The sequence below is a fragment of the Citrobacter sp. MNAZ 1397 genome (genome assembly GCF_023613995.1).
Classification (GTDB): domain Bacteria; phylum Pseudomonadota; class Gammaproteobacteria; order Enterobacterales; family Enterobacteriaceae; genus Phytobacter; species Phytobacter ursingii.
In genome coordinates, this window is the sequence record NZ_JAKIVH010000001.1 from 2517260 (window position 1) to 2534701 (window position 17442).

A 17442-nucleotide genomic window follows, 5' to 3' on the forward strand; every position below is an offset into this window, starting at 1 on the left:
ACTACCGAAACACCAGGACAAACTTAGTCTGTTTTCCCTGCCTGTGCAGAAGAATTCGTTACTAAGGTTTAAAGTCCAGAGGTACGTTTCTAAAGACCTTATAGACCTCAGCCGTTGGCGGTTTAGGGAACTTCGACATACGATTTGTCGCGGCTAACATCGCCTGACAAAAAGCAGGGTCGCCACCTTCCTGCGCCACTGAGAGCAAAGTACCGTCTTCTGCAATTTTCACACGCAACGTACAGGTTTTGCCCGCATAAGTGTCCCAGTCATACAGATGGCCCTTAATCGCCGCCTGTACTTGCGACATATACGCACTGATATCAGCCTGCGACGCGCCCCCCTGGCCTGCCTTACTTCCTTTAGCAGGTGAATCACCACCTGTGGTACCACTGGAATGACCTTTCGGCGCATTCTTACCGGAACTCAGGTCGCCCAGCAGATCGTCAACGCCTGATGCGGCAGCGGCTTTTTCAGCCGCCGCTTTCTTGGCGGCAGCAGCCTTTTCAGCAGCGGCTTTCTTATCTGCGGCAGCCTTCTCAGCAGCGGCTTTCTTATCGGCAGCAGCCTTCTCAGCAGCAGCCGCTTTTTCAGCGGCGGCTTTTTCTGCCGCTGCCTTCTCGGCAGCCGCGGCTTTTTCAGCGGCGGCCTTCTCTGCTGCGGCTTTTTTCGCAGCGTCCGCAGCCGCTTTCTTCTCAGCATCCTGCTGAGCTTTCTTCGCGGCTTCTGCTTCGGCTTTTTTCGCAGCTTCTACTTCGGCTTTCTTCTGAGCATCGGCTGCAGCTTTGGCTGCTTCTGCTTCAGCTTTTTTCTTCGCATCCGCAGCCGCTTTCGCAGCATCTGCTTCCGCTTTTTTCTGTGCGTCTGCCGCCGCTTTCTTCGCCGCTTCCGCCGCTTCTTTTGCCTGTGCATCCGCTTTCGCTTTTGCATCAGCAGCGGCTTTTGCTGCAGCTTCTTCCGCCTGTTTTTGCGCTTCCTGCGCTTTCTTCGCGGCGTCTTCTGCTTTTTTCTGTTCTGCGGCCTGCTCACGGGCAGCTTCTTGCGCCTGCAAACGTTCCTGTTCAAGCTGTTTTAAGCGTTCCTGCTCGGCAGCCTGTTTTTCACGCAGTTCTTCTGCCTGCTGCTGAGCCTGCTTTTCACGCTGCTCTTGCGCACGCTTTGCGCTGGCCTGTTGCTGCTGCTGACGGTTGTAATTCTGGACAACGGCACCGGGATCGACCATTACCGCATCAATAGAAGAACCGCCACCACCACCCGCAGAGGCATCAATATTTTCATCAAACGAGCTCCAGATCAGCAGTGCAACCAGAATCACATGCAACACCGCCGAAATAATTATCGCTCGTTTAAGTTTGTCGTTTTGTTCGGTTGCCTTTGACACTCTCGGTTCCCAAAAACTGCCGCCTGTTAAGCCGGTGATCAGATAGGCTGCGTCATCAAGCCAACCGATTTAACACCCGCGCTGTGTAACAGGTTTAGCGCTTTAATGATTTCATCGTAAGGCACTTCTTTTGCGCCACCGATCAAGAAAACGGTTTTCGGATTCGATTGCAGGCGACGTTGCGCTTCTGCAATCACTTGCTCTGGCGGTAGCTGATCCATACGATCTTTCTCTACCACCACGCTGTACTGTCCGACACCGGAAACCTCAATAATGACCGGAGGATCGTCATTGGTGCTGACGGTTTTCGACTCTGTCGCATCCGGCAGGTCAACCTCCACGCTCTGGGTGATTATCGGTGCGGTTGCCATGAAGATCAGCAACAGCACCAGCAGCACGTCCAGCAGCGGAACAATATTGATTTCGGATTTGAGGCCACGACTGTTACGGCTGCCCCGTCCACGCGTTCTGGCCATGGTTTACCCCTTGTTGCTCTCAGTGCTGGTAAACGCCTGACGATGCAGAATAGCCGTGAACTCTTCCATAAAGTTGTCGTAATTCAGTTCCAGTTTGTTCACACGCTGGTTCAGGCGGTTGTAGGCCATTACCGCTGGAATCGCTGCGAACAGGCCGATTGCGGTGGCGATCAACGCTTCGGCGATACCCGGCGCAACCATCTGTAAGGTCGCCTGCTTCACCGCACCCAGTGCGATAAAGGCATGCATGATCCCCCACACCGTACCAAACAGACCGATATAAGGACTGATGGAACCGACAGTACCGAGGAAAGGAATATGCGTTTCCAGGTTCTCCAGCTCACGGTTCATCGAAATACGCATCGCCCTGGATGCCCCTTCGACAATGGCTTCCGGCGCATGGCTATTGGCGCGGTGTAAACGCGCGAACTCTTTGAACCCGCTGTAGAAGATTTGTTCCGACCCCGTCAGATTATCACGGCGCCCCTGGCTTTCCTGGTACAGACGCGACAGTTCAATGCCAGACCAGAACTTGTCTTCAAAGGCTTCCGCTTCACGACCGGCTGCGTTGAGAATGCGCGTTCGCTGGATGATGATTGCCCAGGATGCGATTGAAAAACCAATCAAAATCAACATGATAAGTTTGACCAGAAGGCTTGCCTTCAGGAACAAATCAAGGATGTTCATGTCAGTCACTGCTTAAACTCCGCGACAATAGACTTGGGAAGCGCACGAGGCTTCATTAAGAGTGGATCAACACAGACAATCAGTACCTCAGCTTCGTTCAGGACTTTGTTCTCTGCGTTGACGATCCGCTGCGTGAAGACCAGAGAGGTCCCGCGCATTGATGTAATTTCCGTTTGGACTTCGAGCATATCGTCGAGTCTGGCGGGCGCAAAATACTCCAGCGTCAGTTTGCGTACCACGAATGCGACGCGCTCGGCCAGCAAAACTTGCTGGCTAAAGTGATGGTGGCGCAGCATCTCAGTGCGTGCTCGTTCATAAAAAGCCACGTAGCTGGCGTGGTAAACCACACCACCGGCGTCGGTATCTTCGTAGTAGACACGAACCGGCCATCGAAACAGCGTTGTATTCACTTTACATCCCGGTAATGCAACAAAAGTTAGAGCTTTTAAACTTCGCTACTATACGCGCGGGGGAGATGGTTTGGAATGGGTAGAAGTAAACGGAGAGTAAAAATATATGGGCTTTTGCAAGCCCATGTCCTAAGCGGAGATTTCTTATTCAAAAGAAGAAGAAAATCAAACCAGCCAGCATTACCAGGTCTGCGATCAGCGGGCAAAAAATACCTTGCCAGTGAACCGCGCGGGGACGGAATCCCACGCCATGAATGACACCAGCGCAAACGGCCCACATCAGCAGAAAGCCATGCCAGACCTCAAGGTCGCTGGTCTTTGCCGCAAAACGCGAGGGATCCCAAAAGATACACCCTGCCAGCACTAATGCCATAATTAAGGAAAGCGCCCTTAACGGGCGCTTATCCATTACCGCATAAAGTTTCGCGATAATCTCGTTCATCAATGCTCTTCTTGCTTACCGGCTTTCAACGCTTCCACATGTTCAAATGCCAGCGCCGTAATCACTCCAAAAGCACAGGCAAGAAGCGTTCCTAAAATCCATGCGAAATACCACATTATCAGCTCCTTACTTAGTACAGAGAGTGGGTGTTGCTTTCAATGTCTTCTTTCGTAATACGACCGAACATTTTCCAGTAACACCAGGCGGTGTAGATCAGGATGATCGGTACGAAGACCAGCGCCACAAAAGTCATCAGGTTCAGGGTCATCTGACTGGAGGTAGCATCCCACATGGTCAGACTGGCGTTCATCATAATGCTCGACGGCATGATGAACGGGAACATCGCAATACCGGCGGTCAAAATGATGCAGGCCAGCGTCAGTGAAGAAGACACGAACGCCAGTGCGCCTTTTTCCGCACGCGAAGTCAGCACGGTCAGCAGCGGCAGCACCACGCCAAGCGCAGGAATCGCCCACAGAGCCGGGATATTATTGAAGTTCGCCAACCAGGCGCCAGCCTGACGCGCCACTTCTTTCGTCAGCGGGTTGGAAGCCGCATGGTGGTCCATAGCGGAAGTCACTACGTAACCATCAATACCGTAGACCACCCACACACCGGCCAGCACGAAGCAGATCGTGGTAACCAGCGCGGCAACCTGAGACGTGGTACGCGCACGCAGATGCAGCTCACCGACAGTACGCATTTGCAGATAGGTTGCGCCCTGGGTGATGATCATCGCCACGCTTACCACACCGGCCAGCAGACCAAACGGGTTCAGTAGCTGGAAGAAGTTCCCGGTGTAGGTCAGACGCAGATATTCATCCACGCTGAACGGCACGCCCTGCAGCAGGTTACCGAAGGCGACACCAATGACCAGCGGCGGCACAAAGCTACCAATGAAAATGCCCCAGTCCCACATATTGCGCCAGCGGCTCTCTTCAATCTTAGAACGATAGTCAAAACCTACCGGACGGAAGAACAAGGAGGCCAGCACAAGAATCATCGCCACATAGAAACCAGAGAATGCCGCGGCATAGACCATTGGCCAGGCAGCAAACAGTGCGCCGCCCGCCGTGATCAGCCATACCTGGTTACCGTCCCAGTGTGGCGCGATAGAGTTAATCATCACACGACGTTCGGTATCGCTACGACCCAGGAAACGGGTGAGCATGCCCACCCCCATGTCGAAGCCGTCGGTGACGGCAAAACCGATCAGCAGAATGCCAACCAGCAGCCACCAGATAAAACGTAATACTTCATAATCGATCATTTGACGACTCCTGTCTTAGCGTGCCGGCTGAGAAGCCACAGTGGACTGCTCGTAATGATAGCGGCCAGTTTTCAGGCTGCTTGGGCCCAGGCGTGCGAACTTGAACATCAAGAACATTTCAGCCACCAGGAACAGGGTATACAGACCGCAAATCAGGATCATCGAGAACAGCAGGTCGCCTGCGGTCAGCGTCGAGTTCGCCACAGCGGTCGGCAACATTTCACCGATAGCCCACGGTTGACGACCGTACTCCGCGACAAACCAGCCGGATTCGATAGCAATCCATGGCAGCGGGATGCCATACAGAGCGGCACGCAGCAGCCATTTTTTCTCGCCAATGCGATTACGGCAGACGGTCCAGAACGACACGGCGATGATGAATAACATCAGCACGCCACACGCCACCATAATACGGAAAGCGAAGTACAGCGGCGCTACACGGGGAATGGAGTCCTGCGTTGCCTGTTTAATCTGCGCTTCCGTCGCATCCGCCACATTCGGCGTATAACGTTTGAGCAACAAACCGTAACCCAGGTCTTTCTTCACGCTGTTGAACTCATCGCGTACGGACGGGTCTTTCGAACCGGAACGCAGTTGTTCAAGCAGGTGATATGCCTTCATACCGTTACGGATACGCTCTTCATGCTGCACCATCAGGTCTTTCAGGCCGATAACCGGCGTGTCGACAGAACGGGTAGCAATGATGCCCAGCGCGTAAGGGATCTGGATGGACATATGGTTTTTCTGCGCATCCTGGTCCGGAATACCAAACAGGGTAAATGCAGCCGGTGCAGGTTGGGTTTCCCACTCTGCTTCGATGGCCGCCAGTTTGGTTTTCTGCACGTCACCCATTTCGTAGCCGGATTCATCACCCAGTACGATAACGGACAGCACAGCCGCCATACCGAAGCTTGCTGCGATAGCGAAGGAGCGTTTAGCGAATGCGATATCACGACCGCGCAGCAGATAGTAAGAGCTGATACCAAGGATGAAGATAGCACCGCAGGTATAGCCCGAGGCCACGGTATGGACAAATTTCACCTGAGCAACCGGGTTCAGTACCAGTTCGGCGAAGCTGACCATTTCCATACGCATGGTTTCGAAGTTGAAATCTGCAGCAACCGGGTTTTGCATCCAGCCGTTTGCTACAAGGATCCACAACGCGGACAAGTTGGAGCCCAGCGCGACCAGCCAGGTCACTGCCATATGCTGTACTTTGCCCAGACGATCCCAACCGAAGAAAAACAGACCTACAAAAGTGGACTCGAGGAAGAAGGCCATCAACCCTTCAATGGCCAGTGGCGCACCGAAGATGTCCCCAACGTAGTGAGAGTAGTAAGACCAGTTAGTCCCGAACTGGAACTCCATGGTCAAACCGGTGGCCACGCCCAGTGCGAAGTTGATACCAAACAACTTGCCCCAGAACTTGGTCATATCTTTATAAATCTGTTTGCCGGAGAGGACGTAGACCGTTTCCATGATGGCCAGCAAAAACGCCATACCGAGCGTCAGTGGCACAAAAAGGAAGTGGTACATCGCGGTCAAGGCAAACTGCAAACGTGACAGTTCGACTATATCTAACATCATGACTCCTTGCTCATCGCATGAAGACTCCGAGAGTAAACCTCGTCAGCGAAGGTTTACACGCATGCCCCAATACAAAGTTGTTGCACTTTTAAATCACCATCAGCAATAACGTTGACGCCGATTCAAAAAAGTTACAACCACGTTAATAAAAAACCCAAATTGATCTCTCGAATATATTACTCCGCAAAGCCCTTACAATAAAAAGGTTTTTATTGGGTTTGTTTTACGTTTTTCGACAGTGATCAATTTATACTGAATTTAGCAGTTTTAAGCCAATTTGATCGGCGACAATTTAACTATTTTTAGCGTCATTTCCAAGTTTTTAAATATTGATTTAAATCAATTTCATTAGTTTTTGTTAATTTTGTAGAAACGGCAGCTATTTAGTAAAAATCGTGTTAACGATATGTATATCTTAACGCAAGCAACAGTTATCAAACGGACGCAGAAGATAAATAATTAGGCGCTTATTTAACGTTTAATCCTTGATGCTCATCGCGGTTTGCATAAACGTCCGGCTCTCTCATGTAAAATGGCTACTTTTATTTATCTCAATAATTTCACAATAATTTCACTTACAGGAGAAAATATTTAACACCACAAGGTGACTATTCAATAAAAAAGGCCGCGCAATGTTGCACAGCCTTGAGTGAAAATTTCACAGGAACGGTTTATTAACATTCCTCAGGGTTATGATTACTGGCTCTCTGCGTTTATTTTCGCCAGCAATGCCAGCAACGCATCCACATCCTCCCGCTGTGTGCGCCAGGATGAAACGCTGAGACGTAGCGCTGGCCTTCCCTGCCAGCGGGTGCTGCCAAACCAGGTTTTCCCCGAGGCTTGTGCCGCAGCCAGTACCGCCTCCGTTTGTGCGTCGCTCTCGCAACGGAACAGTACTTGATTGATCACCACGCGGTTTAATACGTCAAACCCATGTTTTGTCAGCCCCTCGCTAATGACACGTGCCAGCATGCAGTGCCTGTCGATCATCTCCCGTACGCCCTCACGACCCAGCACGCGCAGCGCGGCCCACACCGGAATACCTCTCGGACGACGCGAGAACTCCAGCGTCAGGTTCTTCTGCGCATCGGCGCTGGCGCTCATATAGACCGCGTCACTGTTCATCGCCCCGGTCAGTACCTGAGGGTTGCGGCAAATCACCATCGCGCAATCATAAGGCGTATTCAGCCATTTATGGGCATCCGTGGTCCAGCTGTCCGCCAGTTCAATCCCTTCCGTCAGCGCCGCCTGCGATGACGCGCGCGCCCAAAGACCAAAGGCGCCGTCGACATGCACCCACGCCCCGGCATCATGGGCTTGCGGGATAATCTGCGCGAAAGGATCAAACTCCCCTGTATTCACCTCCCCTGCCTGCAGACAAAGGAGGGTACGGGCATTAAGCGGCGGCAGTTGTTTCACGTCAACACGCCCGAAGGCGTCCACTGGCGCAACAATCAGCCGTGACATGCCGAACCCCAGAATACGCAGCGCTTTCTTCACCGTAATGTGAACCAGTTCTGAAACCACCACGTTGATTTCCGGCGCGCCGGACAGCCCATCGTTATCGATATCCCAGCCTTCGCGCGCCAGCAATTCACGGCGTGCTGCCGCGAGGGCGGCCAGCGTACAAGCCGTTGCGCTGGTGCCAAACCCAACGGCGCATTCCCGCGGCAGATCCAGCGCTTCCAGGATCCAGCGGCCTGCAACACGCTCCACTTTGTCAGCCACCGGTGAGTTCAGAAATGATGACGCACATTGATCCCATGCGACCATAAGCCGCTCAGCCGCAGAAGCGGCAGGCAATGTCGCCCCCACGACGAAACCAAAATACCCCGGCCCGTTTGATGCTGTGGTCGCAGGCGAACCGATATCATCCAGTAGCGCCAGCGTCCCCTCAGCGGATTCACCGGCCTGAGGCAGCGGTTCATCAAACGCGCTAAGCGCAGCGATAGCGTCCGCATCAGGAAAGACGCGTCGCGTATTATTCCCCTCCAGATAGCGTAAAGCGCGCGCATCGGCCTCGGCCAGTAGATCCCGTTCGTTCATATCATCACCCCTGTTGTATTAATTGACGTCTGGCATCAGATGCCGCGTTATCGCCCATATCATTAGCGCCAGCAGACTGACAGCCGCGCCTAATAAACAGACACCCTGCCAGCCATGGCGAGCGAATACCGCCGTGGTCGCAATAGCCCCTGCCCCACTTCCCGTGGCGTAAAACAGCATATAGAGCGCGATAAGCCGCCCATGTGCCGCCGATGAACGTAAAATCATGCTCTGGTTGGTAACGTGCAGCGCCTGCCCACCCAAATCCAGCAGCACAATCCCTACCAATAACAGCGCCAGTGAATGTTCAAGCTGTGACAAAGGCCACCAAGCCAGCGATAGCAGCACCAGCGCATAAAAACTCGTGCGCTGCCCATGACCGCGATCGGCGTCGCGTCCGGCTCTGGCCGCGGCAAGAGCGCCTGCCACACCGGCAAGGGCAAACAAGCCAATTACAGTATGTGAAAAACCATAGGGAGGCGCACTCAACGGCAGCACCATTGCACTCCAGAAAATGGTAAAGGCAGCAAACATCAAGAGCGCCAGCACGCCGCGAATTTGCAGTACGCGATCGGTACAGAGCAATGTCAACATGGAGAACAGCAGTTGTCTCGCGCTGACCGATTCGGGACCAACGCTAAAACGCGGCAGCTGCCGCCAGAGTAACGGTAGCAGTACCAGCATCATGAACGCAGAAGCACCATATACCGCACGCCATCCCGCCAGGTCGCTCACCAGACCGGCAAAAACCCGCGCCAGTAACAAACCGATAAAAACACCACCCTGCGCCACCCCCACAACCTGACCACGCTCCCGGCTATCAGCGGCACTGGCCGCGCAGGCGATCAGCCCCTGTGTCATCGCCGTGCCGAGTAACCCTGTCGCCAGCATTCCCGCCAGCAAAATGACGGTTGATTGCGCCAGCACGACGATACAGAGTGCAGCAATCAGCGCCAGGAGCTGCAACAGCATCAGGCGCCGTCGCTCCACCATGTCCCCTAACGGCACCAGTAGCAATAATGCCAGCGCGCACCCTACCTGAGTTGCGGTTACCACACCGCCAATAGCGGCCTGGCTTATAGCGAAGTCCTGCGCCAGCATATCGAGCAGCGGTTGCGCATAGTAGACATTGGCGACGCTCAGGCCGCTGGCGATGGCAAACAACAACACCAGAGCGCGCGGCATCGTCGCTGGCCTCAGGGTTACGCTGTCGGAACAAGCCATCGGCATAGTGCACATCTTTTCTTTCATCGCTCACCTGGTTTCAAAAGAAAACTAGTTGAAGCGTAAATAAACCAGTTTTAAAATGCAACTTGAATATTTTTCATAAGGCCCGGCTATGTCACCTGCACCCTTGTTCTCGCAACATCCCTGCCCGGTTGCCCGTTCGGTCGATATTATCGGCGATCGCTGGGCGTTGCTTATCGTCCGCGACGCGTTCGACGGCGTGAGGCGTTTTGGCGATTTTCAGCGTGGACTGGGCATGGCGCGCAATATTCTCACCGATCGTCTGCGTAAGCTGGTCGAGGCGGGTATCTTCGCCACCCGGCCCGCTTCTGACGGCACGGCATATCAGGAGTATGTGCTCACGCCCAAAGGACAGTCGCTCTTCCCGATTATCGTCGCGCTACGTCAGTGGGGTGAAGGCAATCTGTTTGCACCGGGTGAACCGCACTCGTTGCTGGTTGATACGCGCACGGGTGAGGCCATCCCTCCAATGGTTCCACAGGCAGCTGACGGCCATACGCTCACCGGAGAAAATACCCGCGTGCGCAAAATCGGGGCATAAAAAAGGCCACTCCTTTCAGAGCGGCCAACCATGTCGAACATATTACAGCCCCTTTTAATGAGGGGCATTGAGTCTTATTTGATAATTGCTTTCAGCGCTTCGCCGATATCGGCCAGGCTACGCACGGTTTTCACGCCAGCGGCTTCCAGCGCGGCGAATTTCTCATCCGCGGTCCCTTTGCCACCGGCGATAATAGCGCCCGCGTGACCCATACGTTTGCCTTTCGGCGCAGTCACACCAGCGATATAGCCGACAACCGGTTTGGTCACGTGATCTTTGATGTAAGCCGCGGCTTCTTCTTCCGCGCTACCGCCGATCTCACCGATCATGACGATTGCTTCGGTCTGCGGATCTTCCTGGAACAGTTTCAGGATGTCGATGAAGTTAGAGCCAGGGATCGGGTCGCCGCCGATGCCCACGCAGGTGGACTGGCCGAAACCGTAGTCAGTGGTCTGCTTAACCGCTTCATAGGTCAGCGTACCGGAACGAGAAACGATGCCCACTTTACCCGGCTGGTGAATGTGGCCCGGCATAATGCCGATTTTACATTCGCCTGGGGTGATAACCCCCGGGCAGTTCGGGCCGATCATGCGCACGCCGGCTTCGTCCAGCTTCACTTTCACCGTCAGCATATCCAGCGTCGGGATACCTTCGGTGATGGTGATAATCAGTTTAATGCCCGCGTCGATCGCTTCCAGAATGGAGTCTTTACAGAACGGCGCCGGAACGTAAATAACGGAGGCCGTCGCACCGGTGGCTTCCACCGCTTCACGTACAGTATTGAATACCGGCAGGCCCAGGTGCGTGGTGCCGCCTTTGCCTGGCGTTACACCGCCAACCATCTGCGTGCCGTAGGCAATCGCTTGTTCGGAGTGGAAAGTACCCTGGCTACCGGTGAAACCCTGGCAGATAACTTTGGTATCTTTATTAATTAAAACAGACATTATTTCCCCTCCACTGCGGCAACAACCTGCTGAGCTGCATCCGTCAGACTTTTCGCTGCAATAATATTCAGGCCGCTGTCAGCCAGACGCTTCGCACCCAGCTCCGCGTTGTTACCTTCCAGACGAACGACAACCGGTACGTTAACACCCACTTCTTCCACCGCGCCAATGATGCCGTCGGCAATCAGGTCACAGCGAACGATACCGCCAAAGATGTTAACCAGAACGGCTTTCACGTTTTCGTCAGAGAGAATGATTTTGAACGCTTCGGTCACGCGCTCTTTAGTCGCACCACCGCCCACGTCGAGGAAGTTTGCCGGTTCGCCGCCATGCAGCTTAACGATGTCCATGGTACCCATGGCCAGGCCTGCGCCGTTGACCATACAACCAATGTTGCCTTCCAGCGCAACGTAGTTCAGTTCCCAGTGTGCCGCCTGCGCTTCGCGCGGGTCTTCCTGAGACTGATCGCGCATTTCACGCAGTTCGGATTGACGGAACAGTGCGTTACCGTCAGCGCCCAGTTTGCCGTCAAGGCAGATCAGGTCGCCCTGTTTGGTGATAACCAGCGGGTTAATTTCGATCAGCGCCAGGTCGCGCTCAAGGAAAATGGTCGCCAGGCCCATAAAAATCTTGGTGAACTGTTGAACCTGCTTACCTTCCAGGCCCAGTTTGAACGCCAGTTCACGCCCCTGGTACGGCATTGGGCCGGCCAGCGGGTCAAGGGCGATTTTATGGATGAGGTGCGGGGTTTCTTCCGCCACTTTCTCGATTTCTACGCCACCTTCGGTAGACGCCATGAACACAACGCGACGGGAGCTACGATCAACAACAGCGCCCAGATACAGCTCTTTGCCGATGTCAGTCGCTGCTTCAACCAGAATCTGGTTAACCGGCTGACCATTAGCGTCTGTTTGATAGGTCACCAGACGTTTGCCAAGCCAGTTTTCCGCGAACGCGCGAATATCTTCTTTGCTGTTAACAACTTTCACACCGCCCGCTTTACCACGGCCACCTGCGTGTACCTGGCATTTTACGACCCACGGGCCGGCGCCGATTTTGGACGCTGCCTCTTCCGCTTCACGCGGGGTGGTGCACGCATAGCCTACAGGAGCAGGCAAACCGTAACGGGCAAAAAGCTGTTTTGCCTGATATTCATGTAAGTTCATGTGTTCTATCCATCCTTCATTAAACTTGTTATGCCGGACGGCGCTACGCGTATCCGGCCTACAATGCAGGTGTTCGTTTTTGTAACCCGGCGGCATGACACCGCCGGGCAAAGGACACTACACGTCCAGCAGCAGACGCGTCGGATCTTCCAGCAGCTCTTTAATCGCCACCAGGAAGCCTACGGATTCGCGGCCGTCAATCAGGCGGTGATCGTAAGAGAGCGCCAGATACATCATGGGCAGAATTTCAACTTTGCCATCAACAGCCATCGGGCGGTCTTTAATGGCATGCATGCCCAGAATTGCGCTCTGCGGTGGGTTGATGATGGGCGTAGACATCAGCGAACCAAACACACCGCCGTTGGTGATGGTGAAGTTACCACCGGTCAGGTCTTCAACAGTCAGCTTGCCATCGCGCCCTTTCACCGCCAGATCTTTAATGCGTTTTTCGATGTCGGCCATGCCGAGGGTATCCACATCGCGCAGAACCGGGGTCACCAGACCACGCGGCGTCGAGACCGCCATGCTGACATCGAAATAGTTGTGATACACCACATCGTCGCCATCGATAGAGGCGTTCACCTCCGGGTAGCGTTTCAGCGCTTCAACTACGGCTTTCACGTAGAAGGACATAAAGCCCAGACGGATGCCATGACGTTTTTCAAAGGCATCGCCGTACTGCTTACGCAGATCCATAATCGGCTTCATGTTCACTTCGTTAAAGGTCGTGAGCATGGCGGTAGAGTTTTTCGCTTCCAGCAGACGCTCTGCGACACGTTTACGCAGACGGGTCATCGGCACGCGTTTTTCAGAGCGGCCCGCCAGTTGCGGCGCAGCAGGTGCTGCAGCCGGTGCGGCAGGTTTACTTTCTTCTTTACTCGCCGGTGCTTTCGCCAGATGTTTCTCAATATCTTCGCGAGTCAGACGGCCACCCACACCGGTGCCTTTAATGGCGCTGGCTTCAAGGTTATGCTCGGCCAGCAGGCGACGGATCGCCGGGCTAAGCGCATCATTATTTTGCTCTTCGAGAGACGCCTGCTGGCGCTGAGCCGGGGTCGACTCTTTGGCGTCAGATTTCGCGCTGCTCTCTTTGCCTGCGCTGTTACCTTCGCGCAGGCGGCCCAGAATCTGGCGGGACGTTACGGTAGTGCCTTCATCTTCCAGCACTGCGTCCAGAATGCCGTCTGCCGATGCCGGTACTTCCAGTACCACTTTGTCAGTTTCGATTTCTACCAACACTTCATCGCGTTGGACGGTATCGCCCGGTTTTTTGTGCCAGGTCGCAACGGTCGCGTCAGCAACGGACTCAGGCAGGTCGGGTACAAGAATATCTACGCTACTCATTATTTATCCTTTAATTAATCGACGTTCAGCGCGTCATTGACCAGAGCTTGTTGCTGTTTCTGGTGAACGGACAGATATCCTACCGCTGGCGAAGCGGAGGCCGGGCGGCCTGCATATTGCAGGGCAGCCCCAAACGGAATCACTTCTCGCAGATGATGCTGGCTGCAGTACCATGCGCCCTGGTTGAGCGGCTCTTCCTGGCACCAGACAAAATCCTGTACATGCGCATAAGGTTTCAGCGCTTCCTGCACCGACTGGTGCGGGAACGGATACAACTGCTCAATCCTGACAATGGCGACATCTTTCTGATCGTTCTTACGACGCTGTTCAAGCAGGTCGTAATAAACCTTACCAGAACACAGAACGACACGCTTAACCCCTGTCGGATCAAGGGCGTCAATCTCCCCGATCGCAGGCATAAAGGTGCCGTTCGCCAGCTCATCAAGGCTGGAGACCGCCAGTGGATGACGCAGCAGGGATTTCGGCGACATAACCACCAGCGGACGGCGCATACCGCGCAGCGCCTGACGACGCAGCATATGGTAAACCTGAGCCGGGGTAGACGGTACGCAGACCTGCATGTTTTGTTCAGCACACAGTTGCAGATAACGCTCCAGACGTGCGGAGGAGTGTTCCGGCCCCTGGCCTTCGTAACCGTGCGGCAGCAGCATCACCAGACCACACATACGTCCCCATTTCTGCTCGCCGGAGCTAATGAACTGGTCGATAACCACCTGAGCGCCGTTGGCAAAGTCGCCGAACTGCGCTTCCCAGATGGTCAGGGTACGCGGCTCTGCGGTGGCATAACCGTATTCAAATGCCAGAACCGCTTCCTCGGACAGTACAGAGTCCCAGACTTTGAACGGGCCCTGCGCATTATGGACGTGGTGCAGCGGTGTGTAAGTTGAACCATTCGCCTGGTTGTGGATTACCGCATGACGATGGAAGAACGTACCGCGACCAGAGTCTTCGCCGGACAGACGCACAGAGACACCTTCGTCAACCAGCGTCGCATAGGCCAGGTTTTCCGCACCGCCCCAGTCGAACAGTTTTTCGCCTGCGGCCATCGCCTGACGATCGTTGTAAATTTTTGCCACGCGAGCCTGCATTTCAATAGACTCTGGCACCGTGCTAATGCGCTTCGCCAGTTCCTGCAAGCGTTTCATCTCTACCTTATTCGGGTAGCTCTCATCCCATTCATGGTTGAGGTACGGCGACCAGGTAAAGGAGTGCATATTCATCGGACGCCACTCTTTCACCACACACTCGCCGGCATCCAGCGCGTCACGGTAGAGGTTCACCAGTTCGGTGGCATCTTCCAGTGTCGCAACGCCGTCATGCTCCAGCTTGTCAGCATAGATTTTGCGCGGAGTCGGATGCTTTTTGATTTTCTGATACATCAGCGGCTGGGTTGCACTCGGCTCGTCGGCTTCGTTATGGCCGTGACGGCGGTAGCAGACCAGGTCGATGAAGACATCACGTTTAAAGGTATTGCGGAAATCCAGCGCCACACGGGTAACGAACGCCACGGCTTCCGGGTCATCGGCGTTGACGTGGAAAATCGGCGCCTGCACCATTTTACCGATATCGGTACAGTATGGCGTGGAGCGCGCATCCAGCGGGTTCGAGGTGGTGAAGCCGACCTGGTTGTTGATAACGATGCGGACAGTACCGCCCACTTCATAACCCCGCGCTTTGGACATGTTCAGCGTTTCCTGAACGACGCCCTGACCGGTAACGGCCGCGTCACCGTGAATAGTGATTGGCAGAACTTTGTTGCTGCTCGGCTCATCCAGGCGGTCCAGACGTGCGCGTACAGAGCCCATCACCACCGGACTGACGATTTCGAGGTGCGACGGGTTAAACGCCAGCGCCAGATGCACAAGCCCCCCTTCGGTTTCGATATCGGACGAGAAACCCATATGGTATTTCACGTCACCGGTACCGAGGTGTTCTTTATGTTTGCCGGCAAACTCGTCAAACAGGTCCTGTGGTTTTTTACCCAGCACGTTAATCAACACGTTCAGACGACCGCGGTGCGCCATACCCAGCACCACTTCGCGCGTGCCGCTTTTACCGGCATGGCGAATCATCTCTTTGAGCATCGGCACCAGCGCATCACCGCCTTCCAGCGAGAAGCGTTTCGCGCCGGGGAATTTGGCGCCCAGATAACGCTCCATTCCTTCTGCCGCCGTCAGTTCACTGAGAAAACGTTTTTTCTCCTCAGCGGTAAAGGAAGCTTTGCCAGCAACGGATTCAATACGCTGTTGGATCCAGCGTTTCTCTTCGGTGCTGGTGATGTGCATGTATTCAGCGCCGATAGAGCCGCAGTAGGTCTGTTTCAGCGCCGCGATCAAATCGCCAAGCTGCATCGTGTCTTTGCCGATGGCAAAAGAACCTACGTTGAACGTCTCCTGGAAATCTGCCTCGGTCAGGTCATGGTATGACGGATCGAGGTCTGCAACGCGCTCTTGTTGCCACAGTCCCAGCGGATCGAGATTGGCCTGCTGATGACCGCGGAAGCGGTAGGCGTTAATGAGCTGCAGGACTTTTACCTGCTTCGCATTGGTGTCAGGGTCAGAAATGGAGGAAGAGTAACGTGAGGCATCCTTCGCCAGACGACGAAAATAATCACGTGTTTTTGAATGGAATTGATCCGGTTTCACTCCGGTGCCCGGTAACTCTTCAAACATGGAACGCCATGTCGCATCTACCGAGTCAGGATCGGTTAAGAAGTCTTCATAGAGCTGTTCTATCCAGCTCTGGTTCGAGCCAGAGAGGTAAGAAGAGTCCAGCCAGGCTTTCAAAGCGCTGTTCTGCATCGTGATCCCTTAAGCATTGTTATGCTTACTTCGCCGTGGATAACTACAACGCGCGCGGCAGGGCGCACACGTCCCGGGGTTCACTTGCGAGCTCTTCTCTTTGTTGGCCCGCGAAGGAACCTTTAAAAACTGCCCTCATCTTCATCGTTCGGGCTGCGACGGTGTTGGCTGCCTTCACTCACTCCGGTCACATAGTTCACTATGCGCCCGTCAATTCGCTCAGTTGCCGCCTTGTCTCGCCACGAACGCTTCGATTATTTCAACTGCGTACAGCGGTTTTTAAAGGTTTCCTGCTTCTTTCTTTGCCCTCTCCCCTGGGGGAGAGGGTCAGGGTGGGGGAACAGCGCTCCCCCACGTTTACTACGCACTACGTTGCAACAACATCGACTTAATATGGCCGATGGCGCGCGTCGGGTTCAGTCCCTTCGGACAGACACTGACGCAGTTCATAATGCTATGGCAGCGGAATACGCTGAAAGCATCACTCAGCCCTTCCAGGCGGTTATCGGTTTCGGTATCACGACTGTCAATCAGGAAGCGATACGCGGCCAGCAGACCGGCTGGACCGATAAACTTATCCGGGTTCCACCAGAACGACGGGCAGGACGTGGAGCAGCATGCACAAAGGATACATTCGTACAGCCCATCGAGTTTTTCACGCTGCTCTGGCATCTGCAGATGCTCACGTGCAGGTGGATTTTGCCCATTATTCAATAAGTAAGGCTTAATCTTCTCATATTGGGCATAGAATTGCCCCATGTCCACAACCAAATCACGGATTACCGGCAGCCCCGGCAGCGGGCGAATCACAATCTTCTGCTTACCGTTACCCAGCGCCGACAGCGGCGTAATACACGCCAGACCGTTTTTACCGTTCATGTTCAGGCCGTCTGAACCGCATACCCCTTCACGGCAGGAGCGACGGAAAGAGAGACTTGGGTCTTTTTCTTTCAGCTGCATTAAGGCATCGAGCAGCATCATGTCACGACCTTCTTCCCCTTCCAGCGTGTAATCCTGCATGCGCGGAGCGTCGTCAACATCCGGGTTATAGCGATAAATTGAAAACTCGAATTTCATT

16 protein-coding genes are annotated in these 17442 nt (G+C 54.3%); 1 reads left to right on the forward strand and 15 read right to left on the reverse strand.

The annotated features are described in order from the left end of the window. Positions 1–61: 61 nt before the first annotated feature. The 10 genes from tolA to L2097_RS11855 form a co-directional block, all read right to left on the reverse strand. Positions 62–1381: a cell envelope integrity protein TolA gene (gene tolA, locus L2097_RS11810; RefSeq protein WP_047371228.1), complete on the reverse strand. Its 1320-nt coding sequence runs from the start codon at positions 1379–1381 to the stop codon at positions 62–64. A 38-nt stretch (positions 1382–1419) separates the two neighbouring features. Beyond that, positions 1420–1857 carry a colicin uptake protein TolR gene (gene tolR, locus L2097_RS11815; protein ID WP_041852068.1) on the reverse strand — a complete coding sequence of 146 codons (438 nt, stop codon included), beginning with the start codon at positions 1855–1857 and terminating at the stop codon, positions 1420–1422. Positions 1858–1860: 3 nt separating this feature from the next. Further along, positions 1861–2553, reverse strand: coding sequence for a Tol-Pal system protein TolQ (tolQ, locus tag L2097_RS11820; protein WP_090081892.1), 693 nt, complete (start codon positions 2551–2553; stop codon positions 1861–1863). After that, a complete protein-coding gene (ybgC, locus tag L2097_RS11825; protein WP_047371229.1) occupies positions 2550–2954 on the reverse strand; it encodes a tol-pal system-associated acyl-CoA thioesterase in 405 nt (134 codons plus the stop codon). Before ybgC ends, tolQ begins: the two co-directional genes overlap by 4 nt. Positions 2955–3102: 148 nt before the next feature. Continuing rightward, positions 3103–3396, reverse strand: a complete 294-nt coding sequence (gene ybgE / locus L2097_RS11830; protein ID WP_047371230.1) for a cyd operon protein YbgE — start codon at positions 3394–3396, stop codon at positions 3103–3105. Further along, positions 3396–3512, reverse strand: a complete 117-nt coding sequence (gene cydX / locus L2097_RS11835; protein ID WP_064572420.1) for a cytochrome bd-I oxidase subunit CydX — start codon at positions 3510–3512, stop codon at positions 3396–3398. Before cydX ends, ybgE begins: the two co-directional genes overlap by 1 nt. Positions 3513–3526: 14 nt before the next feature. After that, positions 3527–4666, reverse strand: coding sequence for a cytochrome d ubiquinol oxidase subunit II (gene cydB / locus L2097_RS11840; RefSeq protein ID WP_142519206.1), 1140 nt, complete (start codon positions 4664–4666; stop codon positions 3527–3529). Positions 4667–4681: 15 nt separating this feature from the next. Then, complete coding sequence (gene cydA / locus L2097_RS11845) at positions 4682–6250, reverse strand: cytochrome ubiquinol oxidase subunit I (protein ID WP_047371232.1); 1569 nt, start codon at positions 6248–6250, stop codon at positions 4682–4684. A gap of 699 nt (positions 6251–6949) precedes the next feature. Then, the gene (locus L2097_RS11850; protein ID WP_047371233.1) at positions 6950–8299 is read right to left on the reverse strand and encodes a pyridoxal phosphate-dependent decarboxylase family protein; all 1350 of its coding nucleotides are present in this window, start codon (positions 8297–8299) and stop codon (positions 6950–6952) included. An 18-nt stretch (positions 8300–8317) separates the two neighbouring features. Further along, positions 8318–9484, reverse strand: coding sequence for an MFS transporter (locus tag L2097_RS11855; protein WP_350029002.1), 1167 nt, complete (start codon positions 9482–9484; stop codon positions 8318–8320). A 154-nt stretch (positions 9485–9638) separates the two neighbouring features. On the opposite strand from L2097_RS11855, the gene L2097_RS11860 reads away from it, so the two are divergent. Next, positions 9639–10088: a winged helix-turn-helix transcriptional regulator gene (locus L2097_RS11860; protein WP_085006214.1), complete on the forward strand. Its 450-nt coding sequence runs from the start codon at positions 9639–9641 to the stop codon at positions 10086–10088. A 74-nt stretch (positions 10089–10162) separates the two neighbouring features. On the opposite strand, the gene sucD is transcribed toward L2097_RS11860, so the two are convergent. The 5 genes from sucD to sdhB all read right to left on the reverse strand — a co-directional run bounded on the left by sucD (position 10163) and on the right by sdhB (position 17441). Continuing rightward, positions 10163–11032, reverse strand: coding sequence for a succinate--CoA ligase subunit alpha (gene sucD / locus L2097_RS11865; RefSeq protein ID WP_047371236.1), 870 nt, complete (start codon positions 11030–11032; stop codon positions 10163–10165). After that, positions 11032–12198, reverse strand: a complete 1167-nt coding sequence (gene sucC, locus L2097_RS11870; protein ID WP_041852113.1) for an ADP-forming succinate--CoA ligase subunit beta — start codon at positions 12196–12198, stop codon at positions 11032–11034. The genes sucD and sucC overlap by 1 nt, the downstream gene beginning before the upstream one ends. A gap of 117 nt (positions 12199–12315) precedes the next feature. Then, positions 12316–13542 (reverse strand): 2-oxoglutarate dehydrogenase complex dihydrolipoyllysine-residue succinyltransferase, encoded by a 1227-nt coding sequence (gene odhB / locus L2097_RS11875; protein WP_047371238.1) that lies wholly within the window; start codon positions 13540–13542, stop codon positions 12316–12318. Positions 13543–13556: 14 nt separating this feature from the next. Next, positions 13557–16364, reverse strand: coding sequence for a 2-oxoglutarate dehydrogenase E1 component (gene sucA, locus L2097_RS11880; RefSeq protein ID WP_047371239.1), 2808 nt, complete (start codon positions 16362–16364; stop codon positions 13557–13559). A gap of 360 nt (positions 16365–16724) precedes the next feature. After that, the gene (gene sdhB / locus L2097_RS11885; protein WP_041852080.1) at positions 16725–17441 is read right to left on the reverse strand and encodes a succinate dehydrogenase iron-sulfur subunit SdhB; all 717 of its coding nucleotides are present in this window, start codon (positions 17439–17441) and stop codon (positions 16725–16727) included. Position 17442 lies beyond the last annotated feature (1 nt).